Origin of the sequence: Brevundimonas sp. (assembly GCF_004210735.1) — a bacterium.
Taxonomy (GTDB): Bacteria; Pseudomonadota; Alphaproteobacteria; order Caulobacterales; family Caulobacteraceae; genus Brevundimonas.
Map to the genome: position 1 here is coordinate 1 of NZ_SDZL01000026.1, position 26538 is coordinate 26538.

The 26538-nt window shown below is 67.3% G+C and carries 28 protein-coding genes; 7 read left to right on the forward strand and 21 right to left on the reverse strand.

What is annotated here, in order from left to right; all coding sequences use genetic code 11:
• Window positions 1–243: 243 nt before the first annotated feature.
• Both EON91_RS07485 and EON91_RS07490 read right to left on the reverse strand, forming a co-directional pair.
• On the reverse strand, window positions 244–1422 hold the full coding sequence (locus EON91_RS07485; RefSeq protein ID WP_292093028.1) for a VWA domain-containing protein: 1179 nt from the start codon (window positions 1420–1422) through the stop codon (window positions 244–246).
• 20 nt (window positions 1423–1442) lie between these two features.
• Window positions 1443–1970, reverse strand: coding sequence for a GNAT family N-acetyltransferase (locus EON91_RS07490; protein ID WP_292093029.1), 528 nt, complete (start codon window positions 1968–1970; stop codon window positions 1443–1445).
• A gap of 211 nt (window positions 1971–2181) precedes the next feature.
• On the opposite strand from EON91_RS07490, the gene EON91_RS07495 reads away from it, so the two are divergent.
• From EON91_RS07495 to EON91_RS07515, 5 genes are all read left to right on the forward strand, one after another.
• Window positions 2182–2838 (forward strand): histidine phosphatase family protein, encoded by a 657-nt coding sequence (locus EON91_RS07495; protein ID WP_292093032.1) that lies wholly within the window; start codon window positions 2182–2184, stop codon window positions 2836–2838.
• Window positions 2839–2910: 72 nt separating this feature from the next.
• Entirely contained in the window at window positions 2911–3162 is a 252-nt protein-coding gene (locus tag EON91_RS07500) for an exodeoxyribonuclease VII small subunit (protein WP_292093035.1), read from the forward strand.
• 62 nt (window positions 3163–3224) lie between these two features.
• Window positions 3225–4100 (forward strand): polyprenyl synthetase family protein, encoded by an 876-nt coding sequence (locus EON91_RS07505; protein WP_292093113.1) that lies wholly within the window; start codon window positions 3225–3227, stop codon window positions 4098–4100.
• Between the two features lie 60 nt (window positions 4101–4160).
• Window positions 4161–6071 (forward strand): 1-deoxy-D-xylulose-5-phosphate synthase, encoded by a 1911-nt coding sequence (gene dxs / locus EON91_RS07510; RefSeq protein WP_292093037.1) that lies wholly within the window; start codon window positions 4161–4163, stop codon window positions 6069–6071.
• 379 nt (window positions 6072–6450) lie between these two features.
• A complete protein-coding gene (locus EON91_RS07515) occupies window positions 6451–7671 on the forward strand; it encodes a cation:proton antiporter (protein WP_292093038.1) in 1221 nt (406 codons plus the stop codon).
• Window positions 7672–7738: 67 nt separating this feature from the next.
• Here EON91_RS07515 and EON91_RS07520 read toward each other — a convergent pair whose 3' ends face one another.
• A complete protein-coding gene (locus tag EON91_RS07520; protein ID WP_292093115.1) occupies window positions 7739–8515 on the reverse strand; it encodes a PhoH family protein in 777 nt (258 codons plus the stop codon).
• A gap of 303 nt (window positions 8516–8818) precedes the next feature.
• Here EON91_RS07520 and EON91_RS07525 point away from each other — a divergent pair, with 303 nt between their 5' ends.
• Window positions 8819–9349 (forward strand): gamma carbonic anhydrase family protein, encoded by a 531-nt coding sequence (locus tag EON91_RS07525; RefSeq protein WP_292093041.1) that lies wholly within the window; start codon window positions 8819–8821, stop codon window positions 9347–9349.
• Between the two features lie 63 nt (window positions 9350–9412).
• On the opposite strand, the gene EON91_RS07530 is transcribed toward EON91_RS07525, so the two are convergent.
• The 16 genes from EON91_RS07530 to EON91_RS07605 form a co-directional block, all read right to left on the reverse strand.
• The gene (locus EON91_RS07530) at window positions 9413–9595 is read right to left on the reverse strand and encodes a CsbD family protein (protein WP_292093043.1); all 183 of its coding nucleotides are present in this window, start codon (window positions 9593–9595) and stop codon (window positions 9413–9415) included.
• Window positions 9596–9671: 76 nt separating this feature from the next.
• Window positions 9672–10112 (reverse strand): NUDIX domain-containing protein, encoded by a 441-nt coding sequence (locus EON91_RS07535; protein WP_292093045.1) that lies wholly within the window; start codon window positions 10110–10112, stop codon window positions 9672–9674.
• Window positions 10113–10128: 16 nt separating this feature from the next.
• Window positions 10129–11169 (reverse strand): histidine kinase dimerization/phosphoacceptor domain -containing protein, encoded by a 1041-nt coding sequence (locus EON91_RS07540; RefSeq protein ID WP_292093046.1) that lies wholly within the window; start codon window positions 11167–11169, stop codon window positions 10129–10131.
• Complete coding sequence (locus EON91_RS07545; protein ID WP_292093048.1) at window positions 11166–11591, reverse strand: response regulator; 426 nt, start codon at window positions 11589–11591, stop codon at window positions 11166–11168. Before EON91_RS07545 ends, EON91_RS07540 begins: the two co-directional genes overlap by 4 nt.
• Complete coding sequence (locus tag EON91_RS07550; RefSeq protein ID WP_292093049.1) at window positions 11588–13120, reverse strand: CHASE3 domain-containing protein; 1533 nt, start codon at window positions 13118–13120, stop codon at window positions 11588–11590. Before EON91_RS07550 ends, EON91_RS07545 begins: the two co-directional genes overlap by 4 nt.
• A gap of 59 nt (window positions 13121–13179) precedes the next feature.
• Entirely contained in the window at window positions 13180–15267 is a 2088-nt protein-coding gene (gene flhA / locus EON91_RS07555; protein ID WP_292093117.1) for a flagellar biosynthesis protein FlhA, read from the reverse strand.
• A 68-nt stretch (window positions 15268–15335) separates the two neighbouring features.
• Window positions 15336–16229, reverse strand: a complete 894-nt coding sequence (gene bla, locus EON91_RS07560) for a class A beta-lactamase (RefSeq protein WP_292093052.1) — start codon at window positions 16227–16229, stop codon at window positions 15336–15338.
• Between the two features lie 8 nt (window positions 16230–16237).
• The gene (locus EON91_RS07565; protein ID WP_292093054.1) at window positions 16238–17641 is read right to left on the reverse strand and encodes a sigma-54 dependent transcriptional regulator; all 1404 of its coding nucleotides are present in this window, start codon (window positions 17639–17641) and stop codon (window positions 16238–16240) included.
• Window positions 17642–17682: 41 nt separating this feature from the next.
• Entirely contained in the window at window positions 17683–18015 is a 333-nt protein-coding gene (fliN, locus tag EON91_RS07570; protein WP_292093055.1) for a flagellar motor switch protein FliN, read from the reverse strand.
• Complete coding sequence (locus EON91_RS07575) at window positions 18015–18668, reverse strand: flagellar assembly protein FlbE (RefSeq protein ID WP_292093057.1); 654 nt, start codon at window positions 18666–18668, stop codon at window positions 18015–18017. Before EON91_RS07575 ends, fliN begins: the two co-directional genes overlap by 1 nt.
• Before the next feature lies 1 nt (window position 18669).
• The gene (fliG, locus tag EON91_RS07580) at window positions 18670–19707 is read right to left on the reverse strand and encodes a flagellar motor switch protein FliG (protein ID WP_292093059.1); all 1038 of its coding nucleotides are present in this window, start codon (window positions 19705–19707) and stop codon (window positions 18670–18672) included.
• The gene (fliF, locus tag EON91_RS07585) at window positions 19707–21350 is read right to left on the reverse strand and encodes a flagellar basal-body MS-ring/collar protein FliF (protein WP_292093062.1); all 1644 of its coding nucleotides are present in this window, start codon (window positions 21348–21350) and stop codon (window positions 19707–19709) included. The genes fliG and fliF overlap by 1 nt, the downstream gene beginning before the upstream one ends.
• Before the next feature lie 273 nt (window positions 21351–21623).
• On the reverse strand, window positions 21624–22721 hold the full coding sequence (locus EON91_RS07590) for a Glu/Leu/Phe/Val dehydrogenase (protein ID WP_292093065.1): 1098 nt from the start codon (window positions 22719–22721) through the stop codon (window positions 21624–21626).
• A gap of 81 nt (window positions 22722–22802) precedes the next feature.
• Window positions 22803–23840 carry an alpha/beta fold hydrolase gene (locus EON91_RS07595; protein WP_292093067.1) on the reverse strand — a complete coding sequence of 346 codons (1038 nt, stop codon included), beginning with the start codon at window positions 23838–23840 and terminating at the stop codon, window positions 22803–22805.
• A complete protein-coding gene (locus tag EON91_RS07600; RefSeq protein ID WP_292093070.1) occupies window positions 23837–24433 on the reverse strand; it encodes a uracil-DNA glycosylase family protein in 597 nt (198 codons plus the stop codon). Before EON91_RS07600 ends, EON91_RS07595 begins: the two co-directional genes overlap by 4 nt.
• Window positions 24417–24737, reverse strand: coding sequence for a DUF3253 domain-containing protein (locus EON91_RS07605; RefSeq protein ID WP_292093072.1), 321 nt, complete (start codon window positions 24735–24737; stop codon window positions 24417–24419). Before EON91_RS07605 ends, EON91_RS07600 begins: the two co-directional genes overlap by 17 nt.
• A gap of 105 nt (window positions 24738–24842) precedes the next feature.
• On the opposite strand from EON91_RS07605, the gene EON91_RS07610 reads away from it, so the two are divergent.
• A complete protein-coding gene (locus tag EON91_RS07610; RefSeq protein ID WP_292093073.1) occupies window positions 24843–25277 on the forward strand; it encodes a PaaI family thioesterase in 435 nt (144 codons plus the stop codon).
• Here the strand turns inward: EON91_RS07610 and EON91_RS07615 are convergent.
• The gene (locus tag EON91_RS07615) at window positions 25261–25902 is read right to left on the reverse strand and encodes a YoaK family protein (RefSeq protein ID WP_292093074.1); all 642 of its coding nucleotides are present in this window, start codon (window positions 25900–25902) and stop codon (window positions 25261–25263) included. The genes EON91_RS07610 and EON91_RS07615 overlap by 17 nt on opposite strands.
• 7 nt (window positions 25903–25909) lie before the next feature.
• Complete coding sequence (locus tag EON91_RS07620) at window positions 25910–26527, reverse strand: glutathione S-transferase (protein WP_292093075.1); 618 nt, start codon at window positions 26525–26527, stop codon at window positions 25910–25912.
• Between the last annotated feature and the right edge of the window lie 11 nt (window positions 26528–26538).

Here is a 26538-nt window from a genome sequence, read left to right on the forward strand (position 1 = left end):
GATGTGGCGGCGGCAGGCAGCACGGCGGGGGCGGAGGCTCACAGCATTGCGCCGCCGCCACATCGGCGACCGCCGACAAGGCCAGGAAGCCCATCAGGGCCGGCAGCCATTTCATGATCCGCAACCGCATCGGTCGGGCTCCCCCGCGTTATTTCACGCGCGTCCCAGCAAGAACCGGGCCGCGTCAAATCGGGACAATGACGCCAAAGCCTTGCATTTCCGTTTGCATCGGACGGACGGATTTTACCGCGTCAGCGCCCGCATCGCCTTGTCCAGCCCCTCCAGCGTCAGGGGGAACATCCGCTGGTCCATCACCTCGCGCAGCAAGCCGACCGAGGCAGTGTAGCTCCAGTGCCGTTCCGGGACGGGGTTCAGCCAGACCGACTTGTCCCATTGCTGGCGCGCGCGCTTCATCCAGACGGCGCCCGCCTCTTCGTTCCAGTGCTCGACCGAGCCGCCGGGCATGGTCACTTCATACGGGCTCATCGTCGCGTCGCCGACGAAGATGGCGCGCCAGTCGCCGGGGTATTTGTTCAGCACGTCCCAGGTCGGCGTCTTCTCGCCATGACGCCGCCGGTTGTCCTTCCACACCCCTTCGTACAGGCAGTTGTGGAAGTAGAAGAACTCCATGTTCTTGAACTCGGTCCGCGCGGCCGAGAACAGCTCCTCACACAGCTTCACATGGGCGTCCATCGATCCGCCGATGTCCAGGAACAGCAGCACCTTGATCGTATTGCGCCGCTCGGGCCGCATACGGATGTCCAGCCAGCCCTGACGGGCCGTGCCGTCGATGGTGCCCTCCATGTCCAGCTCGTTCGCCGCACCTTCCCGCGCGAAACGGCGCAGGCGGCGCAGCGCCACCTTGATGTTGCGGGTGCCCAGTTCGACCGTGTCGTCCAGATTGCGGTATTCCCGCTTTTCCCAGACCTTGACCGCCCGGCCCTGCCGTCCCGGCCCGCCGATGCGCACGCCCTCGGGGTTATAGCCGCCGTGGCCGAACGGGCTGGTCCCGCCGGTGCCGACCCACTTGTTCCCGCCCTCGTGCCGGCCCTTCTGCTCCTCCAGACGCTGCTTCAGCGTCTCCATCAGCTTGTCAAAGCCGCCCAGCGCCTCGATCTGCGCCTTCTCCTCGTCCGTCAGGAATTTCTCGGTCAGCAGACGCAGCCAGTCCTCGGGAATGTCGGTCGTCAGGTCCTCGCCCGCCCCGACCGTCTCCAGCCCCTGGAACACCTTGCCGAACACCTGATCGAACCGGTCGTAGTGCTTCTCGTCCTTGACCAGCACCGCCCGCGACAGGTGATAGAAGTCCTCGACCTTCCGTCCGGCCACGTCCTTGTCCATGGCCTCCATCAGATGGAGCCATTCCTTCAGCGACACAGGCACCCGGGCCTCGCGCAGGGCGGTGAAGAAGGGCAGGAGCATGGCTTCAGAGTGGGCCGCGATCAGCCCCGCCGCAAGATGAACTCGTCATCCAGCCAGCGGCCGACCGGGTACTGGTATTCGCCCGCCTTTTCGAAACCATAGGCGGCGTACAGCTTCTGCGCCTTGTCGTTGCCGCTCCAGACGCCGATCCACAGCGGCCCGTCCGTGTGGGCCTCCATCCATTCCAGCGCGATCTTCAGCAGTTGAGTGCCCAGACCCAGTCCCTGCGCCTGCTTGCCGACGTACAGCCGTCGCAGTTCCGCGTGGCTGGCCCGGCCGTCCGGGTGCGGCAGGGTGTTGGGCCCGGCGTTGGAGAAGGCCAGCAGTTCGCCGTCGCGATCCGCCACCCACCAGGCGGCGCCCGGCTCGCTCAGCTTGGTGGCGATGGTCTCAGGGCTGAAGCCGGCGTCCAGAAACGCGCTCAGGTCCCCGGCCGGATAGGGAATACCGAACCCGGCCACGAAGGTGTCGATGAAGGTCTGGCGGCCCAGCACCCCCAGGGCGGCGGCGTCCTCGGGTCGGGCGGGGCGGATCACGGCGTCGGTCATGGCCCGCGCATACACCCCGCCCCGACGCCCGCTCAAGCGCCTCGCTCAGGTCTTCGTCATCACGGCGAGGTTGCGGCCACGCCCCGGCGGGGCTACCACCGGGCGACCGGGGTCGAACGCCCCTTTGAGTCGAAGTCGGATCGGGAGGACCCAGGGACGTTAGGCCGCGCGCGAGCCTCCTTGCTCTCCGGACCGACGCCATTCCCCCGCCATGACCTCGCAATCCCTTCCCCTTCACGCCCATGACGACGCCGCCGGGACTTCGGCCGCGCCGAATCGCGCCGTCGTCGCGCTGCGTCCCGGCGCCATCATCCTGGCCCGTCACGGCGAGCCGGCCCTGTCGCGCAAGGTCATGATCTCCGCCCGCCAGTACGGCGACTGGTGGGGCCAGTATGAGGTCGGCGGCCTGCGCGCCGGACAGACGCCTCCCGCCACCCTTCTGGCCGCGGCCGAGGGCGCCGGCGCCATCTACGCCTCGACCCGCCCCAGGGCCCAGGAAACCGCCGCCGCCGTCGCCGTCGGGCGAGAGGTCATGGCCGACGCCCTGTTCATCGAGGCGCCCCTGCCGCCGCCGTCCCTGCCCGACTGGATCAAGCTGTCGCCGCGCTGGTGGGGCGTGGTGTCGCGCGCCTGGTGGCACCTGTCGGACCGTCACCACCAGCAGGAAACCCGCGCCCAGGCCGAGGTCCGCGCCGGTCAGGCCGCCCGCGTCCTGATCGAGCGCGCCGAGTCCGGTCAGGACGTGCTGGTCCTCGCCCACGGCTATTTCAACCACATGGTCGGCGCCCAGCTGAAGAGCCACGGCTGGCGGCTGGTCCATAACCAGGGCTTCAAATACTGGTCCCAGCGCCGCTACGAGAAGCGCTGACCCCCACAAGGTTGGGGTTTCGCAACCATTCGCCGTTGAAGCGAACGCCCCGCCTCTCTAGGGTTCCGCGCCATGACCGACGCCGCCGCGCCCATCCCCGCCGATCTCAGCTTCGAAGACGCCCTGTCGCGCCTGGAGACCATCGTCCAGCGGCTGGAATCCGGCCAGGCCCCGCTCGAGGAATCCATCGCCCTGTACGAGGAGGGCGCCCGGCTCAAGGGCCACTGCGAATCCCGGCTAAAGGCCGCCCAGCTTCGCGTCGAAAAGATTGTCGTCAGCCCCGACGGCGCCCCGCGCGGCGCCGAACCGGCCGAGTTCGGTTGACGGAGGCCCGGCTGACCGTCCCTCCCGCCCCGCTCCACGCCGCCAACTCGCCCGAACAGGCGGTGATCGACCGCATCGCCGAGATCGCCGATCTGGTCACCGTGGCGCTGGACGAGCTGCTGCCCCGCGCGGACGGTCCAGAGGCCCGCCTGACCGAGGCTATGCGCTACGCCGCACTGGGCCCGGGCAAGCGGCTACGCCCCTTCTTCGCCATCGAGGCCGCGCGCCTGTTCGACATCGACGAGCGCGCGGTGCTGCGCGCCGCCTGCGCGCTGGAATGCGTCCACGCCTATTCGCTGGTCCACGACGACCTGCCCTGCATGGATGACGACGACGTGCGCCGGGGCCGCCCGACCCTGCACCGCGCCTATGACGAGGCGACCGCCGTTCTGGCCGGCGACGCGCTGCAAACCGCCGCCTTCGACATCCTGCTGGACGAGGACACGCACGAGGACGCGGCCGTCCGTTGCGAGCTGGCCCGGCGCCTGTCCTACGCCTCGGGCGCGCGCGGCATGGCCGGCGGCCAGATGATCGACCTGCTGGGCGTCCGCGACGATCTGGGCGGCGTCGCCCGCATGCAGCGGCTCAAGACCGGCGCCCTGTTCACCTACGCTTTCGAGATTCCGCTGATCATCGCCGACGCGGACGAAGCTCAGGGCAACGCCCTGATCAGCTTCGCCCACGACATCGGACTGGCCTATCAGATCGTCGACGACCTGCTGGACGTCGAGGGCGACGCCGGCGAACTGGGCAAGGCGGCGGGCGGCAAGGATGCGGCGCGCGGAAAAACCAATTTCGTCACCCTGCTGGGCGTCGACGCGGCGCGGCACAGGGTCGCGCACCTCGCCGATCAGGCCCGCGCCCACCTGGATCCGTTCGGCCACGACGCTGAAATCCTCAAGGCCAGCGTGGACTTTGTGCTAAGGCGCAGGTCCTAGAAGGAACGCCGGTTCGTCCGGCGGCTTACCAAGACATATTCCGACAAGGCTTCCGCCTCGATGCCCGACACGCCCCTCCTCGACACGGTCAAGTTTCCCGCCGACACGCGCGCCTTCGACGTCGCCCGGCTGAAACAGCTGGCGCAGGAGGTTCGGGCCGAGACCATTGATGCGGTGTCCGTCACCGGTGGCCATCTGGGTTCGGCCCTGGGCGTGGTCGAGCTGACCGTGGCCCTGCACCACGTCTTCGAAACACCGAAAGACATCCTGATCTGGGACGTCGGCCATCAGTGCTATCCGCACAAGATCCTGACCGGCCGCCGCGACCGCATCCGCACCCTGCGCCAGGGCGGCGGCCTGTCCGGTTTCACCAAGCGGACCGAGAGCGAATACGACCCCTTCGGCGCCGCCCACGCCTCGACCTCCATCTCGGCCGCCCTGGGCTATGCCGTCGCGCGGGATCAGAAGGGCGCGGACAACCGCGTCGTGGCCGTCATCGGCGACGGCTCCATGTCGGCGGGCATGGCCTATGAGGCGATGAACAACGCCGCCGAGGCGACCAACGGCCAGATGATGGTCATCCTGAACGACAACGACATGTCGATCGCCCCGCCCGTCGGCGGCATGAGCGCCTATCTGGCCAAGCTGGTGTCGGGCGGCGCCTATCAGAACGTCCGCCGCCTGGGCAAATCTGTCGCCCAGCACCTGCCCCGCCCGTTCCGCGACGCCGCGAAAAAGGCCGAGGAATACGCCCGCGGCATGGTCACCGGCGGCACCTTCTTCGAGGAGCTGGGCTTCTACTACATCGGCCCGATCGACGGCCATGACATGGAGGCCCTGGTCCCGGTGCTGCGCAACGCCGCCGCCATCAAGGACCGCCCCGTCCTGGTCCATGTCGTCACCCAAAAGGGCAAGGGCTACGCCCCGGCCGAGGACAGCGCCGACAAATACCATGGCGTGGTCAAGTTCGACGTCGTCTCGGGCAAGCAGGCCAAGGCCGTCTCCAACGCCCCCAGCTACACCAAGGTGTTCGGGACCGAGCTGATCAAGCACGCGCGGACCGACCCCTCGATCGTCGCCATCACCGCCGCCATGCCGTCGGGCACCGGGCTGGACCTGTTCGGTCAGGCCTTCCCCGACCGCACCTATGACGTCGGCATCGCCGAGCAGCACGCCGTCACCTTCGCCGCCGGTCTGGCCGCCGACGGGATGAAGCCGGTCTGCGCCATCTATTCGACCTTCCTGCAACGTGGTTACGATCAGGTCGTCCACGATGTGGCGATCCAGTCCCTGCCCGTGCGCTTCGCCATGGACCGCGCCGGTCTGGTCGGCGCCGACGGCGCGACCCATGCCGGCAGCTTCGACATCGGGTTCATGGGCGCCCTGCCCGGCATGGTGTTGATGGCCGCTGCGGACGAGGCGGACCTGGCCGCCATGATCTCGACCTCGCTGGCCATCGACGACCGCCCCAGCGCCTTCCGCTATCCGCGCGGCGACGGCGTGGGCGTCGAAATCCCCGAGTTGGCCGCCCCGCTGGAGATCGGCAAGGGCCGCATCGTGCGCGAGGGAACCTCCGTCGCCATCCTGTCGCTGGGCACCCGCTTGCAGGAAAGCCTGCGCGCCGCCGACCTGCTGGCCGCGCGCGGCGTGTCGGCCACCGTGGCCGACGCCCGCTTCGCCAAGCCGCTGGACGCCGACCTTATCCTGCGCCTGGCGCGCGAGCACGAGGCCCTGATCACGGTGGAAGAAGGCGCCATGGGCGGCTTCGGCGCCTTCGTCCTGCAATTGCTGGCCGAGAAGGGCGCGCTGGATTCGGGACTCAAGATCCGCACCCTGTGCCTGCCCGACATCTTCCAGGACCACGATAAGCCCGAGGTCATGTACGCCCAGGCCGGTCTGGACGCCGAACACATCGCCGCCTCGGCCCTGTCCGCCATGGGCGTCACCGACACCCGCGCCGTCCGGGCCTGACCCCGCACAGGACGCAGAAAAAAGCACGCCATTTCAACTATTTGACCGCTTATCGACCGCCCCAACCTGGCGCCTGTTTGAGCCGTGCCATAGTCGGGCCGACATCGACCGGCTGGGCTGATTTCAGACTAATCAGACTATTCAGACACTCTTTTTTCCGACTGGGGTCTGCAGCCCTCTCCCTCCCCGCCCCGGGGAGGGTGGCTGGGGTCGTCAGGCCGAAGCCGGGTAGGGGCGACTCGGCGCGCCGGCATCGTCCGCTCCATGCGGCGCCGCATCCCGGAAAAACCACGGAAAAGCCTTGCCGTATGGGGCCTCGACCCCCATTTTGGCGGCTCATCATCCCCAAGGATTCTCCGCCCGCCGCACAGGAGCGCCGATGCCGCACGCCGACAGCCTGATTCTCACCCTGGTCGGGGGCTTCGTCTTGGCCTTCGTGTTTGGCATGATCGCCAACCGCCTGAAGCTGTCGCCGCTGGTGGGGTATCTGGTGGCGGGGGTCGTCGTGGGCCCTCACACGGCAGGTTTCGTCGCCGACACCGAACTGGCGCCGCAACTGGCCGAGGTCGGCGTGATCCTGCTGATGTTCGGCGTCGGACTACATTTCTCGCTCGCCGACCTGATGAAGGTCCGGAAAATCGCCATCCCCGGCGCCCTGGTGCAGATCACGGCCGCGACCGTTCTGGGCTGGGGCCTGGGCCGCCTGATGGGCATGTCGGATCTTGAAGCGACCCTGATGGGTTTCGCCCTGTCCGTCGCTTCCACCGTGGTTCTGCTGCGCGCGCTTGAAGAACGCAAACAGGTCAAGGGTCAGGTTGGTCGCATCGCCATGGGCTGGCTGATCGTCGAGGATCTGGTGATCGTCATCGCCCTGGTCATTCTGCCGCTGCTGGTCATCCAGCCGGGCCATGACCTGAACGGGGCCGAGTTGGCCTCATCGATCGGCTGGACCCTGTTCAAGGTCGCCGGCTTTACCGCCATCATGCTGGTGGTCGGCGCCAAGGTCCTGCCGTGGGTGCTGGTGCGGATCGCCCATACCAAGTCGCGCGAACTGTTCACCTTGGGCGTTCTGGCCATCGCCCTGGGCATCGCCTGGGTCGCCTACGCCCTGTTCCATTCGTTCGCCCTGGGCGCCTTCCTGGCCGGTCTGGTGCTGAACAGTTCGCCGCTGGGCCACAATGCGGCTGAGCGGTCCCTGCCGTTGCGCGACGCCTTCGCCGTGCTGTTCTTCGTCTCGGTCGGCATGCTGTTCGATCCGATGATCCTGATGCGCGAGCCGCTGGCCGTGATCGGCGTCCTGGGCATCGTCATCATCGGCAAGTCGGTGGCGGCCTTGGCCATCACGACCCTGTTCAAACTGGACAAGGCGACCAGCCTGACCGTCGCCGCCTCGCTGGCCCAGATCGGCGAATTCTCCTTCATCCTGGCCGCGCTCAGCGTCCAGCTGGGCGGGATGCGTCAGGAAACCCACGACCTGATCCTGGCCGCGGCCCTGCTGTCGATCTCGCTGAACCCGTTCGTCTTCGCCCTGATCGACCGCATGGGCGCCAAGCCGAAACCGCCGCTCAAGGAGCCTGTGCCCGTCACGGCGCTGATCTAAGTCTGGACAAGAAAAGAGGGGCGTCGGTCATCCGGCGCCCCTCCCTCGTGTCAGAAGCGACAGCCGCCTAAAGCACGCCGATCATGCTGGCCACCAGCGGGTGACGCACGATGTCCTGCTCGGCCAGCCGCACCACCGCGATGTCCGGCACCGCCTCCAGCCGCGCGGCGATGTCAGACAGGCCCGACACCCCCGGCAGAAGGTCTGACTGATGCGGGTCGCCCGTCACCACCATCGTCGAATGCCAGCCCAGCCGGGTCAGCAACATCTTCAGCTGCACATAGGTGCAGTTCTGGGCCTCGTCGACGACGATGAAGGCGTTGTTCAGGGTGCGGCCCCGCATATAACCGATGGGCGCGATCTCGATCAGGCCCTCCGCCATCAACGCCTTGACCCGCTTCATGCTGAGGCGATCCGACAAGGCGTCGTAGAGCGGCCGCAGATAGGGGGCCAGCTTGTCCTCCATGTCGCCGGGCAGGAATCCGATCGATTCCCCTGCCTCGACCGCCGGACGGCTCAGCACGATCCGGCCCACGCTGCCCGCTTCCAGCGCCTCGACCGCCTTGGCCACCGCCAGATAGGTCTTGCCCGTGCCCGCCGGCCCCAGCGCCACCACCAGATTGGAATGATCGATGGCCGTCATCAGCTCGGCCTGTCCCTCGGACTTCGGCTTCAGCGTCTTGAGATAGCCCTGCTCGCGGTCGTCATTGGATGGATAGGGCGACCAGCCCGCCTGATTGGGCAACCGTCTTACCTTGGCGTCCTCGCTGAACTGTCGCGAGTCCAGAACGCCTTCGCGGTTCTGACGCTTGAGAGCGGCACGTTTGGTCATCGACGCCTCCAGGGCATGAAAAAAGGCGAGCCCGTCAGGGACTCGCCTCGCACGAGGTTGGGGAGGAAGAGGGCCGGGCTTGCGGCGCGTCCACGATCCGGCGAAGGGTCGTCACCACGGGACGAAACCCGTATCCGACACAACCGACCTGGACCCCAACACGACACGCGCGTCACCCAGCATCTGACCGGACCGGGCTTGATCCGGCTTCGGACCCGGGCCTGAATCAGACCTCGAATCACATCAACGATTTGATGCTATCGTAGTTTACGAACGCTTAAAGCGTTCATTTTGCTTAGATAAGGCGGTGTTCTGATGAATGTTTTAGCGCTCGGCGACAAGCAACCCCAGCTTCCTCCCGAGGGTGAATACTGGATCGCACCGAATGCGACCGTTCTAGGAGACGTGATTCTGCATCCCGGCGCCAGTATCTGGTTCGGCGCCGTGCTGCGCGGCGACAACGACCCCATCACCATCGGCCCCGACAGTAATATCCAGGACGGCAGCGTCCTGCACACCGATGCGGGCGAACCCCTGACCATCGGACGCGGCGTCACCGTGGGTCACATGGCCATGCTTCATGGCTGCGAGATCGGCGACAACAGCCTGATCGGCATCGGCGCTGTGGTGCTGGGCCGGGCGAAAATCGGAAAAAACTGCCTGATCGGCGCCAACGCCCTGATCACCGAGGGCAAGGTCATCCCCGATAACTCCCTGGTCATGGGCCAGCCGGGCAAGGTGGTGCGCGAACTGGAACCCGGCCAGATCGAGGCCCTGCGGGCCTCGGCCGCCCACTATGTCCAGAACTGGAAGCGCTACGCCCGCGACTTGAGGCCCGCGACTTGAAGTCTACATAGAAAAACGCCGCCCCCGTGCGCGGGCGGCGTCTTCAAAACGGATAGGCGGGTCTTAGTGGCGATTATCCCGCAGCGCGTCCTTCACGCCGCCGACGGCATTCTGGACCTTGCCCTTGACCTGATCGGCCTGGCCCTCGGCCTTCAGCTTCTCGTCGCCGGTGACCTTGCCGGCCGCTTCCTTGATCTTGCCGCCCATGTTGGTCGCGGCGCCTTCGATGCGGTCATGATCAGCCATCTGATACTCCTGTCGGGCCCGCTCACGACGACCGGGCTTCAACAGAACTAACCACCAGCCTGCATAGCCGGTTCCGTTATCGCCGCATCCAGGCCCCGACCGCCCAGGCATGGGCGTCGTGGCGCAACCGGGCGATGGCCACATGCGGCGCCAACCAGACCAGGGTGTGATCGGCTTCGCATTTCGCCTCAGCGTCGAAGCCGATCCGCCGCGCGGTCCAGAAACCGCCGACGTTATTGACCGGGGTCCCGTCGCTCTTCTGGAAGAACTGCCCCGCCTCGGCGATCCGGTCGTCGGGGGCGATCTGCAGCCCCGTCTCCTCAAGGAACTCCCGCACCAGCGCCTCGGCCTCGGTTTCGATACCATCGACCGCCCCGCCGGGCAGATCGAAATAGCCGCCGCCTTCGCGTTCAACCCGGACGCAGGCCAGCAGGCCATCCGACTCGACCAGCCCGAACACCGCCGCGCGATGACGATAGTCCAGCCCTGGTCGGGCGGTCCCGAATTGCAGCTTCACTGGCGCGTTCATCGGCCTACAGGTCGAACGCCAGTCGGGCGCGGACACCCGTATGGGCAGGGTCAAACTCCAGCGCCGATCGCAGACCGCCCGCCATCGCCGAAATGATCTTGCTGCCCAGGCCCGTGCCCTTGGGTGCGCCGTCGCCCAGGCCGGGACCGTCGTCCTCGACCGTCAGTATGGCGCGCTTGTTCTCGTGATCGGCTTCCAGCAGGACACGGATCTCGCCGCCGCTGCCGGGGGCATAGGCGTATTTGATGGCGTTGGTCACCAGTTCGGTCACCACCACGCCCAGCGACACGGCCTGATCCGTCGATACCGACAGAGGCTCCGCCTTTAGCGTCAACCGGGGCGCCATCTCGCCGTTGGTCAGCGATTTGCCCAGTTCGTCCACCAGGCCGCGCAAATACTCATCCATCGCCACCGTGGCCATGTCGCCCGAGGTGTAGAGACGCCGGTGCACATGGGCGACCGCCTCGATCCGCGCCTGGGCCTCGCGCAGCGCCGCGCGCGCGCCCTCGTCCGCCAGCTGGCGCAGTTGCAACGACATGAAGGACGACACCAGTTGCAGCGAATTACCGACCCGGTGATTGACCTCGCGCAGCATGGCCTCGGCGCGATCCCGAGCCAGGCGGACCTCTTCCTCGACCCGCTGGTTCTCACGTTCCAGACGCCGCCTCAGCAAGGCGTCCTCCAGCGCGGATCGCAGCAGGGCGGTGAAGTCTTCGGACACGTCCTTGATGACATAGTCGGCGGCGCCGGCGCGCAGGGCGGCGACCGCGATCCGGCCTTCCTGGGCCCCCGTGACATAGACCACCGGCGGCGGCGCATTCAGCGCAAGGATGTCGGGCAACACTTCCAGCCCGTCACGACCGGGCATGTAGTGATCCAGCGCACAGATATCGAACGTCCCGGCCTTCAACGCCTCGACCCCGGCGTCGCCATCGGGCGCGCACGTCACGACATAGCCGTGACGGCTCAGTTCCTTCTCGACCAGCCGCGACAGGCCGCGGTCATCGTCGATGTACAGGAGTTTGATGACGCCGGTCTCGCTCACTCGATCTCCGGCGCCTGCATGACCGACAGGAAGAGGCCCAGCTGACGGATCGCGCCCGCAAAGGCTTCATAATCGACCGGCTTGGTGATGTAGACGTTACAGCCCAGGTCGTAGCAGCGCTGGATCTCGACCTTGTCGTCCGTGGTCGTCAGCACGACGACCGGCGCGCGGCGCAAACGCTCGTCGGCCTTCACCTGCGCCAGGATGTCGGTGCCCGACATGTCCGGCAGGTTCAGGTCCAGCAGGATCAGCAGCGGCCCATTGGCCCGCACCTCGCTGCTGAACAGATAATCCAGCGCCGAACCGCCGTCCGCAAAGTGGGCGATCTCGTTGGCGATGTTCGCCCGCCGGATATTCTTCTCGATCAGCTTGGCGTGGCCATGGTCGTCCTCGACCATGACGATTTTCACCGGTGCGCTCATACTAGGTCTCCAGCCTCGGCAAGGATGAGGCGTTTGGGGAATTTAACGTGGAAAGTCGAGCCCTTTCCAGGCTCGGATTCCACATCGATGGAGCCGCCGAGGCGGCGTACGCTGTTGCGGACAAAGGCCAGCCCCAGGCCTTCGCCGGGCCGGTCCTGCTTGCCCGAGCGGCGGAACAGCTCAAAGATCCGCTCATGATCCTTGGCCGGCACACCGCGTCCGTTGTCGGTCACGCGATAGACGATCCAGCCCCCGGCGATCTCCTCACCGTCGATCTCGATCAGACCCGGGCGGCCCACTTCCAGATACTTCACCGCGTTGTCGATCAGGTTGCCGAAAATCTGTTCGACCGACAGGCGGTCGCTGTCCAGTTCGGGCAGGTCATGCACGACGATCTGACCGCCGGTCTCGACCACCTGGTGCTGCACGCTGTCGGCGATGCCCTGGGCCAGACGGGTCATGTCCATCGACTCTGGTGTCAGGTGACGCCGGCCTTCGCGCGACAGTTTCAGGATGGCGTTGATCAGCCGGTCCATCTTGGCGGTCGAGGCGCGGATGAATCCGATAGCCTCGGGAATCTCCTCGCGCACGGCATAGGTCGCCTCGGCATCAATCAGTTCGGGCGCCTTATCCTCGAACACAGTCAGTTGCCGATCCAGAAGCTTGCCCGCCTGCTCGAGTTCGGCGGTGTAACCCATCACATTGACCAGCGGCGACCGCAGATCATGGCTGACGATATAGGCGAAACGCTGAATCTCTTCGTTGGCGCGGGTCAGTTCGCCCGTACGGGCCCGCACCTTGTCTTCCAGCGAGGCGTTGGCCTGGTCCAGCGCCGTACGCGCCCGCTCGATCTCGCGGACATAGTTCCGGACCAGCCACAGGCTGACCACCGCCAGCATCAGGATCAGCAGGCCGCCCACGCTGTTGGCCACCACCGTCATGGTCCCGGCCCATTCGGTTCGCCGGGTGCGGAAGGTCTGGCGCGTCGCCTCGATCTCGTCGATGGCGGCGATTTCCGCGCGCATGTCATCCATCAGGGCCTTGCCCTGACCGCTGCGCGCCAGTTGCACAGCTTCACCGATCCGCCCCATCCGGGCCAGATCGATGGTCCGCTCCATCACGCTCAGACGCTCGCGCGACAGGGCTCCGACATGCTCTACCCGCCCGCTCAGGTCCGGGTCATCTTTCGTGAGTTCTTCCAGCCGCGCGAACAACCCCGGCAATTCCACGATCGCCTCATCGTGGACATCCAGATAGTCGGCCCGTCCCGTCAGCAGGAAACCGCGCTGGCCCGTCTCGGCATCCACCAGGCGCGTCAGCAGATCCTGCCCGACCAGCCGCACAGCCTGCCCCTGCTCGACCCGGCGATTGAAGCGCGCGGTCTCGCGGATCATCAGGAAGGTCAGCAGATTGACGATCAGCAGCAGGACAATGGCGCCGGACAATAGGCCCACCACCGAACGCGCCAGCGTCGGCGTCCGCATAAAGCGGGCCAGCGCCGCCAGATTGTCCTTAATCGCCAATGCCATGCGCGCAAACCATTAGCGACGCAAACGTCTGTGTCCAGCCTTGGCTTTGGGCAGCGCCCCTAAACCTGCCCGATGGTCCGCAGGCGTGCGCGAGGGTGGACCTCGTTCTGGCTCATCACCACAGTCTGCCCCCGGAACCGCTCGATGATAGAACGGACATAGGGCCGCACCTGCGGGCCGGTTAGCAGCACCGCCGTTTCACCCGCCATGGCCGCGCGCTCGAACACGTCGCGGACCGCCCGGATAAAGTCCTGGAGCCGTGACGGCGCCATGGCCAGTTGCTTCTCCTCGCCCTGGCCGACCAGTGCGTCAGAAAACGCCTGTTCCCATTCCGGCGAGAGGGTGACGATGGGCAGCGCCCCGTCGTCACCGCGATGCTGCCAGCACAGCTGCCGCCCCAGTCGCGACCGGACGTGCTCGACCAGATAGGTCACGCTGGTCGTGTGCGGCGCGGCCTCGGCCAGGCCTTCCAGAATGGCCGCCAGGTCGCGGATCGACACCTTCTCGCGCAACAGCGACTGCAGCACGCGCTGCAAGGTCGTGACCGTCACCACCGAGGGGATCAGTTCGTCGACCAGTTTCTTCTCCTCACCGTCCAGTTCCTTCAGCAGCTTCTGGACCTCGGCATAGGACAGCAGGTCGGCCATGTTCTCCTTCAGCACCTCGGTCAGGTGCGTCGTCAGGACGGTCGAGGGATCCACGATCGTATAGCCGCGGAATGTCGCCTCTTCCCGCAGCGCCTCATCGATCCAGGTCGCCGGCAGGCCGAACGCCGGCTCCTTGGTGTGTTCGCCCGCCAGTTCGACCTGACGCCCCGCCGGGTCCATCGCCATCAGGCAGCCCAGCCGGACCTCGCCTTGCCCGGCCTCCATCTCCTTGATGCGCAGCGAATAGCCCTGGGTCGGCAGGCGCATGTTATCCAGGATACGCACCGCCGGCATGACGAAGCCGTACTCCTGCGCCAGCGAACGGCGCAGCGCCTTGACCTGATCGGTCAGGCGCCGCCCCTCAAGGTCATTGATCAGCGACAGCAGGCTATAGCCCAGCTCGATTTTGACCTCATCGATGTTCAGCGCCGTGCCGATGGGCTCCTCGATCTCCTCACGCGGACCGCTGGCCGCCGACAGGTCCACGTCAGTCACGGCGGGCCTCAGCTTCTCCCGACCCAGCTTCCACGCCATGAAGCCGGCGCCCAGCGACAGGGCCGCGAACGGGATCAGCGGCATGCCGGGGATCAGGCCGATGACGCCGGACATGGCCGACACCACGCCCAGGCTGACCGGATTGGTCGCCAGCTGCTTGACCAGCGCCTTGTCCGCCGAACCCTCGACCCCGGCCTTCGACACCAGGAAGCCCGCGGCGATCGACACGATCAGCGCCGGCACCTGCGTCACCAGCCCGTCGCCGACGGTCAGCAGCACATAGGTGTTGGCCGCCTCGCCCGCCGGCATCTGGTGCTGCAGCACCCCGATCAGAATGCCGCCGATGACGTTGATGAAGGTGATGATCAGGCCCGCAACGGCGTCGCCGCGCACGAATTTCGAGGCGCCGTCCATGGCGCCGAAGAAGGTGGATTCCTGCTCCAACTCCTTGCGGCGCAGCTTGGCCGCGTCCTCGTCGATCAGGCCGGACGACAGGTCGGCGTCGATGGCCATCTGCTTGCCCGGCATGGAATCCAGGGTGAAGCGGGCCGACACTTCGGCGATGCGGGTCGAACCCTTGGTGATGACCACGAAATTCACCACCAGCAGGATGGCGAAGATGATGATGCCGATGACGAAATTGCCGCCCATCATCAGGTTGCCGAACGCCTGGATCACCTGACCGGCGGCGTCGTGCCCCTCGTGGCCGTGGCTCAGGATCAGTCGCGTCGACGCCAGATTCAGGCCCAGGCGATACAGCGTCGCCACCAGCAGGACCGTCGGGAAGATGGCGAAATCCAGCGGCCGCTTCATCAGCAGCGCCGTCATCAGGATCAGCACGCTGCTGGTGATCGATATGGCCAGCAGGAAGTCCAGCAGCATCTGCGGGACCGGCACGATCAGCAGCATGACGATGCCGATGACGCCCAGCGCCAGCAGCACTTCGCCGCGCCCCATCCAGCCCATGACGTCACGGCCCGTGGGGCGGGCCATCCCGTCCTTCATCAGGTGGACGTCAGCCATGGCGGGGGCATCCGGTGCTCATGGCCCCTGATGACAGGATTCGCGTCCGCTCAGCCATGGCCCAGCGCCCGCAGCGCCTCGCGCACGCCCTGGGCCAGCACGGCCTCGCGTTGCGCCGTCGTGGCGTCGGGCGCTTCGGTGAAATAGGCGGCGACCAGAACCGGCTGGCCCGACGGCGGGCGCAGCAGTCCGATGTCGTTGGTCGCGCCGTTCGCGCCGGTGCCTGTCTTGTGGGCGACGGTCCAGCCCGTCGGCGCCGCCGCCTTGATCCGGTTCGGCCCCGTGGGCGACGCCAGCATCCAGTCTTCCAGCAGGCGGCGATGCCCGGCCGTCAGCCGCTCGTCCAACAGCACCTCGCGAAGATTGCCGACCGTCTGGTCCGGCAGGCAGGTATCGCGCGGATCGTCGGCCATGGCGCTGTTCAGGTCGGGTTCCCACCGGTTCACCGTGGTCGAGGTGTCACCCAGTGTTCTCAGCCAGTCGCGCCAGGCGTTCAGTCCGCCCATCTCGCGGATCATGATGTTGGCGGCGGGATTGTCGCTGACCTCGACCATGGCCTGGCACAGCGCCTGAACCGTCAGGCCGCGGCCCACGGCGGGGCCGGTCACCGGGGCGTGGCTGATCATGTCGGCGCGGGTGATGCGGATGGACCGATCCAGCCGTTCCTCGCCGCGCTCGACGCGTTCCAGCGCGGCGGCCGCCAGGAACAGCTTGAAGGTCGAGCAATAGGCGAACCGTTCCTGTCCGCGCCAGCTGACGCTGCGGTTGAAGGCGATGTCCAGCGCCGAGACGCCCAGCCGGCCGCCGTGACGGGCTTCGAGCGCCGACAGATCCAGCGCCGGTCGCGGCGGCTCGGGCTGTTCCGGCGCGCTGCAAGCGGACAGTGTCGTCCCCAGCCCCAGCGCGCCGAGACCGGTCAGGACCGTTCTGCGATCGGCGCGCATCGTCATCGTCAGGCGACGGCGTAGCCGCTGGCGCCGGCCACGCCCGACTGAGGCGCGGGGATGCTCGTCCCCTCGTCGGCGTATTCGTTCAGCTTGTTGCGCAGGGTGCGGATCGAGATGCCCAGGATGTTCGCCGCATGGGTGCGGTTGCCCAGGCAATGGTTCAGCGTGTCCAGGATCAGTGTCTTCTCCATCTGGGCCACGGTCTGACCGACGAAGCTGCGCGTGACCGCGTCCGCGACCTGCGCCGCCCGTCCGGCCAGACCCGCATCCGAATAGCCGGCAGGGGCTGCTGCGCCGCCGCTCAACGGCTGGCCGTCCGGCAGGCGGATCGCCTCGACGTCGATTTCCGGGCCGGTCGCCAGCAGCACCGCGCGGTGCATGGCGTTCTCCAGCTCACGCACGTTGCCGGGCCAGCGATGCGCCACCAGCGCGCGACGCGCATCGACGCCGATCGCCCGAACCGGCACGCCGTTCGCAGCGGCGTATTTCTTGACGAAGTGATCGGCCAGCACGGCGATGTCGCCCGGCCGTTCGCGCAGCGACGGCAGGCGCAGGTTCACGACGTTCAGGCGATACAACAGATCCTCTCGGAACGTGCCTTCGCTGACCGCGCGGGCCAGATCCCGGTTTGAGGTGGCGATGATGCGGATGTCGACCTTGACCGGCTTGGTCCCGCCGACGCGGTCGATGACCCGCTCCTGGATGGCGCGCAGCAGCTTGGCCTGCAGGCGGGCGTCCATCTCGCTGATTTCATCCAGCAGCAGGGTGCCGCCGTCGGCCTCCTCGAACTTGCCGATGCGGCGCGCCACGGCGCCGGTGAAGGCGCCCTTCTCGTGGCCGAACAGTTCGGATTCCAGCAGGTTGTCCGGAATGGCCGCGCAGTTGACGCTGATGAACGGCTTGTCCGCCCGGCGCGAGCCCTGGTGCAGATAGCGCGCCATGACTTCCTTACCCACGCCGCTTTCGCCGGTGATCAGGATGGACGCTTCCGAGCGCGCCACCTGGTCGGCCAGGCCCAGCACCGCCGTCATCGACGGATCGGCCGAGATCAGCGGCCGGTCGTCATCGGCCACCGCCGACAGCACCGCCGCGATCAGGTCCGCCTCGGGCGGCAGGGGGATGAACTCCTTGGCTCCGGCCTTGATCGCCGCCGCCGCTTCCGACGCGCCCGCATCGACGCCGCAGGCGACGACCGGCACGAAGATCCGCTCGACCTCGTTGGCGGCGATCAGGGCGGCGATGTCGATGCGATAGTCGACCATCAGCAGGTCCGCGCCCTGACCCCGGCGCAGTTGCTCCGTCGCCTGATCCGCGCGCTCGACATGATGCACCTTGGCGCCGTGCGCCATGGCCATCTTCACCGCCGTCGCCAGCTGTCCGCTGACCCGTCCGACCACCAGGAGCCGCATCTTTCTTCTCCTCTAATCCTGTTTCGAAAACCGGTCGCCGATCAGGCGCCCGAGTCCTCGGTCTTGATGATTTCCGTCATGGTCACGCCCAGCCGGTCCTCGACCACCACGACCTCGCCGCGCGCGATAAGACGGTTGTTGACGAAGATATCGATGGCCTCGCCGACCTTGCGGTCCAGCTCCAGCACCGATCCCCGGTTCAGCTTCAGCAGCTGGGCGACCGACATGTGCGACTTGCCCAGCACGGCCGAGATGTTGACCGGTACCTCGAACACAGGAGCCAGGTCCGAGGCGGTCTTGTCCCCGCCCTCGTCGATGGTGGCCAAGGCGGTGGAGTCCGGAAACTCTTCAAGCGACAGATCGTCAGCGGCCATCAGTAGGCGCTCCCGTGCGGCAGGGGTTCAGCATGCCCGGCTTCAGCAGCCAGGGCCGAGGCGACGGCCTCGGTGATGCGGTTGGCGGCGCCGACCGGGTCGAAGTCCGCCCGGCCATCGGCCCATTCCAGCTGGAAGGCGGCGACCGGCATGGCCGGCGCCTCGCGGAAGGCGACGACGCCGGAAAAACCGGCATCCGCGCACAGGCGCTCGATCCGGCTGCGGCTTTCTTCGGTCAGGCCGGCGACATGGATGGTCAGTCGGGGCGAGGCGTCGATTTCCTGCGCCAGCGCTTCCAGCGCCGACTGGATCGGCCCCTGCGGGAACCGGTCCAGCGCCGCCGACGCCAGGCTGCGCCCGGCGGCCAGGGCCAGCTCGGCCGACTGCTCGCGATGGCTCTGGACAATCTGCGCCAACGCCGGGGCCGAGGCGGCCAGCGCCTGACCGATCGCGGCCACGGCCATGGCCTGGATGCTCTCGACCTCGGCCAGGGCGGCTTCGCGCGCCTCCAGCCGGGCCTGGGCGACCATCACCTCGACTTCGGCGGGCAGATAGGACCGCTTGGTCGGGCGGAAGGCGGACGGACGCACCACGGCGCCGTCGTTGTCGAACTCGGTGTCAAAGGCGTAGGGGCGGGTGGCGGGCTGGGTCATGTCAGTAAATCAACTCGTCGTCGCCGCCCTGGCCGGCCAGAACGATCTCGCCCTTGGCGGCCAGATCCTTGGCGACCTGCACCATGGCCATCTGGGCCGTGTCGACATCCTTCAGACGCACCGGCCCCATGCCCTCCATGTCCTCGCGCATGATCTTGGACGCGCGCTCGGACATGTTGGAGAAGAACATCTCGCGCAGGGCCTCGGACGACCCCTTCAGCGCCAGCGCCAGCGAGTCCTTCTCGACTGCGCGCAGCAGGGTCTGGATGCCGCCGGGGTCCAGCTTGTTCAGGTCCTCGAACACGAACATCAGGGCGCGGATACGTTCGGCCGCCTCGCGGTTGCGCTCTTCCAGCGCGCCGATGAAGCGGGCCTCGGTCTGGCGGTCGAAGCTGTTGAAGATCTCGGCCATCAGCTCATGGCTGTCGCGCTTGGACGTGCGGGCCAGGTTCGACATGAATTCGGTGCGCAGCGTCTGTTCGATCTTGTCCAGGATGTCGCGCTGCACCGGCTCCATCCGCAGCATCCGCTGCACGCACTCCAGCGCAAAATCCTCAGGCAGCGACGTCAGCACACGCGCCGCGTGGTCCGAACGGATACGCGACAGCACCACCGCCACCGTCTGCGGGTATTCGTTCTTCAGATAGTTGGCCAGAACGGCTTCGTTCACATTGCCCAGCTTGTCCCACATGGTCCGACCGGCGGGCCCGCGGATTTCCTCCATCAGGGCGTCGACGCGTTCGCCCGGCATGAACGAGGCCAGCAGCTTCTGGGTCTGTTCCAGGCTGCCCATGACCGTGCCTGAACCGCTCATCCCCGAGACGAACTCGACCAGCAGTTCCTCGACGACCTGGGCGCTGACGGTGCCCAGTCCGGCCATGGCCTGCGAGATTTCCTTGATCTCGTCGTCGTCCATCGACTGCCACAGCTTGGTGTGCTCTTCGCCCAGCGTCAGCAGCACGACGGCGGCCTTCTCGGGCCCCGACAGCTTTCTGACGTCGTCGACGGTCGGCTTCTTGTTGACCATGCGCGCGGCCATCAGCCTTCCTGCACCCAGTTACGCAGGATCGCGGACGACTCTTCCGGGTGCTTGTCCACGAACTCGGCGACCTTCTTGATCGACGAGGCCTTCACCTGCCCCTCGATGCGGGCCAGGTCGATGCGCTGGTCCATGGCCGAGCCGTCCGGCAGCAGGGCCATCTGCCCCGGCAGGGCCGCCACGGCGCCGACGGGCGAGGTCTCCAGCGCCGTCACCGGCACGCCGCCCGCGCCGGCCAGCATCGGCAAACCGCCCGAACCGCCGGCCGTCTTCAGCAGCGGCCGCAGGACGAAGAAGATCAGCAACAGGCCCGTCACCATCAGCACCAGCAGCTCCACGCCGCGCATGATGTCGTTCTTGTTGAAGTTGAACAGCGGATCGCCGCCCTCTGTGCCGCCGATCGGCGCGGCGTCGCGGTTGAAGCGGACGTTGATGACCTCGATCTGATCTCCACGATCGGCGCTGATGCCTACGGCCGAGCTGACCAGGCGCTTGATCTGTTCGATCTCTTCAGCGGTGCGCGGAGCATAGGTCGGCTCGCCCTTGCCGTCGGCGGCCGGGGTCCATTTGCCATCCACGGCGACCGCGACCGACAGCTTGCGGACCTCGCCCGGCTCCTTGACCGTCGTCGTGGTGGTGTTCGAGATTTCGTAGTTGGTCGTCTCGTTGTTCTGCGAGTTGGTCGAGCCCAGCGGCGTCGTGGCCGGCGCCTCGCCGCCCGGGATATTGTTCGCCGCCGTCGCCCCGCCATCCGACGCGCCGGTCGTGTCCTGCGAGGTCGAGCCGTTGGACGAGGTCGAGCGCACCACCTGGCCATCCGGATCGAACTTCTGCTCCTGGGTGGTCGAGCGGCTGTGATCGATGTCTGCCGTCACCTGGACGCGCGCGGCGCCGGCGCCGACGACGCCCTCGACCAGATCCTTGATCCGCGACTGCAACTGCGCCTCGGCGTTGCCCTTGGCCTGTTCAGCGGACGCCGAGGTGAAGCCCTGGTCTTCCGAACCGGCGGCCAGGGTGCGGTTGGTCTCGTCGGCGACGGTGACGCGATCCGGTTTCAGGTTTGGCACGGACGACGCGACGACGTTGCGGATGGCCCGGACCTGATCGTTCGTCAGATCCCGACCGCCCAGACCGACGACCACGGCCGCCGTGGGATCGACCGCCGCCGACTGGAACATCTCGCGGCGCGGCATGGTGATGTGGACGCGGGCGGCAGTGATGCCGCGCATCGACATGATGGTGCGCGACAGCTCGCCTTGCAGGGCGCGCTGTTCGTTCAGGTTCTGCTGGAACTCGGTCTGTCCCAGCACCGACTGGTTGTCGAAGATCTCGTAGCCGACCGAGCCCGAGGTCACGAGACCCTTGCCCGCCAGCATCAGGCGCGCGGTCCCGACCTGATCGCGATCGACCATGATCGTCGAGCCGTCGCCCTTGGTGGAGTATTTGATGCCCGACTGGTCCAGGGCGGCGGTGATCTCACCGGCTTCGCGCAGGTCCAGGTTGGAATACAGCAGCGCGTCCGGCGCCTGGCCGATGCGCAGCATGACGGCGACCAGCACGGCCGCGACGCCCGCGGCCACGCCCAGAACCGCCGCCAGACGGCCGATCCCAAATCTTTGCAACGCCGCCGTGAAGCCGCCCACGCGTCCCGCCCCAAACACACACGCGAAGCAACAGCCGCCCGCTAGGCAGAAAGTGCCGCCTGCGTGGTAAACGACGCGTTAAGAAGCCCTAACGATCCCTTCTCCCCTTGCGGGAGAAGGTGGCTTGCGGAGCAAGACGGATGAGGGGTGGCGGCGCGCCATCCCTTAGCCTGCGGACAAGAAAAAGCGCCGCGACCTTTCGATCGCGACGCTCACACCCCTCATCTGCGCCTGCAGCGCCCACCTTCTCCCGCAAGGGGAGAAGGAATGACGTTACGCCGCCTTCAGCAGCTCCGCCTTCTTCGCCGCCGCCGCCGCGATGCGAGCTTCGGCGATGGCGTCGGCGATCTCGTGCGTCGGGCGCTTCTCGCTTTCCGACCGCTCCAGGATCTCCTCCAGCGTCTCCATCAGGCGCGACAGCTTGCCCTCGACCCAGGCCGGGTCATAGGCGCCGCCGGTCTGACGGGCGTTCATTTCCGAGGCCACGTTGATGATCCCGCCGCCGTTGACGACATAGTCGGGCGCATACAGCACGCCGCGTTCGAACAGGATCTGGCCGATGTCGGGCGTGGCCAGCTGGTTGTTGGCGGCGCCGACCACCGCCTTGACCGTCAGCCGCTCCAGCGTCTGCGGGTTCAGCGTCGCGCCCAGGGCGCAGGGCGCATAGATGTCGGCCTTGACGTCATAGATGGCGTCCGGCGCCACGATCTCGGCGTTGGTGCGAGCAGCGACCTCGGCCAGGACGGCGGTGTTGACGTCGGTCATGACCAGCCTGGCGCCGGCCTTGTGCAGCTTGTCGGCCAGATAGCCGCCGACATGGCCGACGCCCTGCATGGCGATGGTCAGGCCGGTCAGGTCATCCTGTTTCCACAGGCGGCGCGCCACGGTCAGGGTCGAGCGGAACACGCCCTCGGCGGTGACCGGCGACGGATCGCCCGACGCTTCAGGCCCGTCACTCAGACCCAGAACCCGGGTCGTGACCTTGCGGGCCTCGGCGATGTCGGCGACCGACACGCCCACGTCCTCGGCGGCGTAATAGGTCCCGCCCAGCTGATCGACGAAGCGGCCAAAGGCGCGGAACAGTTCAGGGGTCTTTTGCGTGCGGCTGTCGCCGATGATGACCGACTTGCCGCCGCCCATCTCCAGATCGGCGATGGCGTTCTTGTAGCTCATGCCCTTCGACAGGCGCAGCACGTCCTCCAGCGCCTCTTCGGCCGAGGCGTAGTTCCACATGCGGGTGCCGCCCACGGCCGGGCCGCGCGCAGTCGAGTGCACGGCGACGATAGCCTTCAGACCAGTCTTTTCATCATGAAAGGCGTGCACGCCCTCATGGTTCGCAAAGGAAGGAGAATCGAACAGCGTCTTGCCCATGACAGGCCTTTCCCGGGGTGTTTTTTTGTTGCGCGCCAGATACGCCTCGATGGCCTAGACGGCAAGCATGACCATTTCGCGTCAGTGCGCTTCGCGATCCGCCCTCAGCGTCGGCAGCACCTCAGGCGCGCCTGACGGCAACGCCGCCGCCGGATCACGCAGCCAGGCCTCGACGTCGAGATAGACCACCTCGGCCGCCAGATCGCGGTTCAGGATGTGCCAGCCGTCGGAATAATACGCCGTGCGCAGGTCGGGCCGCTCGCCCGCCCGCTCCAGCGCCAGTCGCATCGGTCGCTTCTCGATAATCTGGTCGTGCGCGCCGTACAGCAGCAGCGTCGGCGCCTTGACCGCGCCCAGCCGGTCAGTCGCCGTCTCCATCAGATCGACCAGACCCGACAGGGTGTCGAACCGGGTGGCCAGGATGCTCTGCGGATCGCGCCCGTTGCGGATCAACTCCAGCGTATTGTCCGAGGCCCTGATCTTGCGCACGGCAAAGGACGGCGGCTCGACCGCCAGATCGCCCAGCGCCCGCGCCGCGACCCACAACCCCGCGCGATTGACCGGGCTCTGGCTGGACCATCCCCACACGCCGGGCGCCAGCAGGATCACGCGGTCCGCGTCCGGCGGTCGGTTCGACCCAAAGGCGGCGATGGCCGACGATCCGCCCATGCTCTCGCCTACGACCACGATCAGGGCGTTCGGCTGCCGCGCCCGGATCAGCGCCACGACGGTCCTCAGGTCTTCGCTCGTCAGACTCTCGGACGCCCATTCGCCCTTGTTCGGCGCCAGGCCAAAGCCGCGCTGGTCATAGGCCCAGGTCTCTATGCCCCGCTGCGCCCACCACGGTCCGGCCAGCCGGAAGGAGGCATAGTGGTCGTTGAACCCGTGCAGGGCCACGATCACAGCCCACGCCTCCTGCTCCGTCGGGCTCCATCGCAGATACGGCAGCCGCGCCCCGTCCTGCACGACAAAGGCGCCGCGCCCCAGCGTCCCCTCCTCGATCACCGGCCCGGCGAACCCGACGACCGGCCTCTGCGCCGGCTGGACATAGGGGGTGGCGCAGGCGGCGGTCATCAGACCCAGAGCCGTCAACGCCGCCGCCATCCACCTGTGGGTCACGCCAAAATCTCCGCTGTCCTCTCCCGAAGATAAGGCAGCACCTCAGTCTCGAACCACGGATTTCTGCGCAGCCATGCGGTGTTGCGCCACGACGGATGCGGCAGCGGCAGGATGGTGGGCGCAAACTCGCGCCACGCCCGCACCGCCTCGGTCATGTTGGCCTTCGCCCGCTCGCCCAGCGCCCACGCCTGCGCATAGCCGCCGACCAGCAGGGTCAGCTCGACGTTCGGCAGTTCCGCCAGCAGCCGGGGCCGCCACAGCTCGGCGCATCGCCTCGGCGGCGGATAGTCCCCGCCTTTCGGCGCCGTGCCCGGATAGCAGAACGCCTGCGCCGCCACGCCCAGGCGCGGGTCGGCGTAAAAGGTCTCGTAGTCCACGCCCAGCCAGTCGCGCAGCCGGTCGCCCGACGGATCGGTGAAGGGCCGCCCGCTTTCATGCACCCGCCGCCCCGGCGCCTGGCCGCAGATCAGCAGCCGCGTTTCCGGACGCACCATGACCACCGGCCGCGGCGTGTGCGGCAACTGTCCCAGACACGCGCGGCAGGCGCGGATGTCCGACAGGACAGCGTCCAGGCCCTCAGTCGAAATCGTCATCCGACGCTTCGACCGGCGACAGAGCCGCCAGGGCCGCCGCCGTCTCGGCCTCGGTCGGCAGGCGCAGGCGGATCACGCCACGAAACGCGTTCGGATCGACCGGCTTGCCCTTCTTGGTGATGGTCAGCTTGCCCTGACGCATCAGGCCCAGCGCCACGGCCTTCACCTTGGGCAGCATGCGCTGCCACTGCTCGGGCTGCAGCTCCTTGGCCACCTCGGCCGGTTCAATGCTCTTGCCGCCGACGTTCTTGGGGTCGGCCTTGGCCAGTTTTTCGAAAATGGCCGCTTCGATTGGGTCGCTCATTGCGCCTATATGCTGCATTGCGAGAGCAAGATGAAGGCGCCGCGCTCAAGTCGTAGCCAACTCGGCTCAAGCAGCGCAAAGCGCGGTAGCCACTAAGAGGATCTCATGGTCGCGAAAATCACCGTCACCGAGGGCGAATTCGCCGGCTGGCAGACATATGACCTGCACGACACCTTCGACAGCGTCGTCGGCCCCTTCTACTTCAAGCCCGACCCCGACGGTCACATGCGCTGCGCCTTCCGTGCCGAGCAAAAGCACATGAACGCCGGCGACCGCATGCACGGCGGCTGCCTGATGACCTTCGCCGACATCGCCATGTTCCAGATCGCCTATCAGGAGATGGAGGGCGCCTCGGGCGTCACGGTCCAGCTGGACTCCACCTTCATCGACGGCGCCTATGTCGGCGAACTGATCGAGGCCACCGGCCAGGTCATCAAGGCGGGCAAGAGCCTGATCTTCGTCCGCGGCCAGATCACCACCGGCGAGCGCCCCCTGTTGACCTTCTCGGGCGTCATCCGGAAATTCACGCCGCGCGGCTGAGCCGCGTCAGGACCGCCAGCAGGCCCGCGAACAGCGCCGCCGGCCACAGCGCCGCCAGCCCCAGAGCGCCATAGGCCAGGGCGCCGATCAGGGCGCCGCCCGTCAGGCCCGCCCACAGGGCCAGATAGGGTCGGAACGCCCACGGATCGCCGCGTCCGCGAAGGGCCGCCGCCAGCGCCTGGCCCAGCTTGACCAGGGTGCCGGTCATGTAGGTCAGGCTGACCCCCACCTCGCCGTCACGCAGGAAGACGGAATTCTCGATCGCCATGGCCATGACCATCAGGCCCACGGCCAGCGGCGCCATCCCCACACCGGCCGCGAGCGCGGCGCCCGCCAGCAGCAGGGCCTCGACCGCCAGAACCCGGCTGCGCGACCGCGCCCCTTCGCCGCCCGCCGCCAGGGCGCCAATCATGGCGCCCAGCACGAACAGGGTCAGGATCCCCGCGACCTCCGCCGCAGCGGCCCAACGACCCTCGGCCAGCCCCACCGCCATGCGGGTCGTGTTGCCGCTCATGAAGGAGACAAAGACGCCGCCCAGATGCAGAAAGCCCAGGCTGTCGACATAGCCCGCCAGCGCGGCCAGCAGGATGGCCAGCCACCGATCCGGCGGCGTCAGGGCGCGCATCGACGGCTCAAGCCCCCGCCTTCGCCGCCTCCCGCGCCTTACACACCCCCTGCCAGCGCGCCAGGTGTTCCAGCCCTTCCGGCGGGCGGTATTTGATCAGGCGGGCGAAATCCAGGCCGACCACGGCGACGATGTCGGCGATGGTGAAGCGGTCGGCGGCGATGAATTCGTGGTCGGCCAGGCGGCGGTCCAGCGTCTTCATGAATTTCTCGGCGCCGACGCGGCTGTATTCGGCGACCTGAGGCTGCGGGGCCTCCAGCGCGGCCAGGGCCGGGTGGCTGAAGCGCACGTTCAGCATCATCGGATTGGCCAGATAGATCTCGCACCGGCGCGTCCACATCTCGATCACCGCCTGTTCCTGCGGGTCGCGCCCGAACAGGTTCGGCTCGGGGTGCAGCGCCTCCAGATAGCGGCAGATAGCGATGGATTCCGAGATGCAGGTCCCGTCGTCTAGCTCCAGCGCCGGCACGTGCGGCACGCCCACCCTGGCCCGGTATTCCGGCGTCCTGTGCTCGCCCGACAGCAGGTCGATCTCCGCGACCTCGACGTCCGTCACGCCCTTCTCGGCCATGACCCAGCGGACCCGGCGGGGATTGGGCGCGCGATGCGAGGTGTAGAGCTTCATGAACGAACCCT

Coding starts and splice junctions, on each gene's coding strand:
- EON91_RS07485 (WP_292093028.1), bottom strand. CDS start 1,422: ATGCTCCTGCCCTTCTTCACCGCCCTGCGCGAGGCCCGGGTGCCTGTG.
- EON91_RS07490 (WP_292093029.1), bottom strand. CDS start 1,970: ATGACCGACGCCGTGATCCGCCCCGCCCGACCCGAGGACGCCGCCGCC.
- EON91_RS07495 (WP_292093032.1), top strand. CDS start 2,182: ATGACCTCGCAATCCCTTCCCCTTCACGCCCATGACGACGCCGCCGGG.
- EON91_RS07500 (WP_292093035.1), top strand. CDS start 2,911: ATGACCGACGCCGCCGCGCCCATCCCCGCCGATCTCAGCTTCGAAGAC.
- dxs (WP_292093037.1), top strand. CDS start 4,161: ATGCCCGACACGCCCCTCCTCGACACGGTCAAGTTTCCCGCCGACACG.
- EON91_RS07515 (WP_292093038.1), top strand. CDS start 6,451: ATGCCGCACGCCGACAGCCTGATTCTCACCCTGGTCGGGGGCTTCGTC.
- EON91_RS07525 (WP_292093041.1), top strand. CDS start 8,819: ATGAATGTTTTAGCGCTCGGCGACAAGCAACCCCAGCTTCCTCCCGAG.
- EON91_RS07530 (WP_292093043.1), bottom strand. CDS start 9,595: ATGGCTGATCATGACCGCATCGAAGGCGCCGCGACCAACATGGGCGGC.
- EON91_RS07545 (WP_292093048.1), bottom strand. CDS start 11,591: ATGAGCGCACCGGTGAAAATCGTCATGGTCGAGGACGACCATGGCCAC.
- EON91_RS07550 (WP_292093049.1), bottom strand. CDS start 13,120: ATGGCATTGGCGATTAAGGACAATCTGGCGGCGCTGGCCCGCTTTATG.
- flhA (WP_292093117.1), bottom strand. CDS start 15,267: ATGAAGGACGGGATGGCCCGCCCCACGGGCCGTGACGTCATGGGCTGG.
- bla (WP_292093052.1), bottom strand. CDS start 16,229: ATGCGCGCCGATCGCAGAACGGTCCTGACCGGTCTCGGCGCGCTGGGG.
- EON91_RS07565 (WP_292093054.1), bottom strand. CDS start 17,641: ATGCGGCTCCTGGTGGTCGGACGGGTCAGCGGACAGCTGGCGACGGCG.
- fliN (WP_292093055.1), bottom strand. CDS start 18,015: ATGGCCGCTGACGATCTGTCGCTTGAAGAGTTTCCGGACTCCACCGCC.
- EON91_RS07575 (WP_292093057.1), bottom strand. CDS start 18,668: ATGACCCAGCCCGCCACCCGCCCCTACGCCTTTGACACCGAGTTCGAC.
- fliG (WP_292093059.1), bottom strand. CDS start 19,707: ATGGCCGCGCGCATGGTCAACAAGAAGCCGACCGTCGACGACGTCAGA.
- EON91_RS07590 (WP_292093065.1), bottom strand. CDS start 22,721: ATGGGCAAGACGCTGTTCGATTCTCCTTCCTTTGCGAACCATGAGGGC.
- EON91_RS07600 (WP_292093070.1), bottom strand. CDS start 24,433: ATGACGATTTCGACTGAGGGCCTGGACGCTGTCCTGTCGGACATCCGC.
- EON91_RS07605 (WP_292093072.1), bottom strand. CDS start 24,737: ATGAGCGACCCAATCGAAGCGGCCATTTTCGAAAAACTGGCCAAGGCC.
- EON91_RS07610 (WP_292093073.1), top strand. CDS start 24,843: ATGGTCGCGAAAATCACCGTCACCGAGGGCGAATTCGCCGGCTGGCAG.
- EON91_RS07615 (WP_292093074.1), bottom strand. CDS start 25,902: ATGCGCGCCCTGACGCCGCCGGATCGGTGGCTGGCCATCCTGCTGGCC.
- EON91_RS07620 (WP_292093075.1), bottom strand. CDS start 26,527: ATGAAGCTCTACACCTCGCATCGCGCGCCCAATCCCCGCCGGGTCCGC.